Origin of the sequence: Romboutsia sp. 13368 (assembly GCF_018336475.1) — a bacterium.
In the GTDB taxonomy this organism is placed as follows: Bacteria; Bacillota; Clostridia; order Peptostreptococcales; family Peptostreptococcaceae; genus Romboutsia.
Genome location: NZ_CP048741.1, coordinates 1,215,965 through 1,216,306 on the forward strand (window position 1 = coordinate 1,215,965; position 342 = coordinate 1,216,306).

At 22.5% G+C, this 342-nt stretch carries 1 protein-coding gene; it reads right to left on the reverse strand.

What is annotated here, in order from left to right; translation table 11 throughout:
- A partial coding sequence (locus tag G3997_RS04950; protein WP_296649035.1) for an Rpn family recombination-promoting nuclease/putative transposase occupies positions 1-276 on the reverse strand: 276 nt, incomplete at its 3' end.
- Between the last annotated feature and the right edge of the window lie 66 nt (positions 277-342).

Consider the following 342-nt stretch of genomic DNA (forward strand, 5'->3'; position numbering starts at 1 on the left):
TAGACTTCTTTTTACCATATTGTATTCATTTTTTAATTGTATCTCAATATTAATAATTTCATTTTTATTAGTTCTAGCCTTTATATCAAGTCTTGAAAATTTATCATCTAAAAATTCTTTTTCTAAGTCTGAATTTCTAATTTCTACATTGCTTATTGGATTTATAGGTTTTAGTATAGCATTTAAAAAAGATATTAATACTCTAGGGTGTTTTTCTGAGCCAAATATTTTTTTAAATACAAAATCTATTTTAGGGTCAAGTAGTCCTCTATTCATACATTCATCTCCTTTTATCTGCTGATTATATTTTTATTATATCATACTTACTTAATTTATACTTAC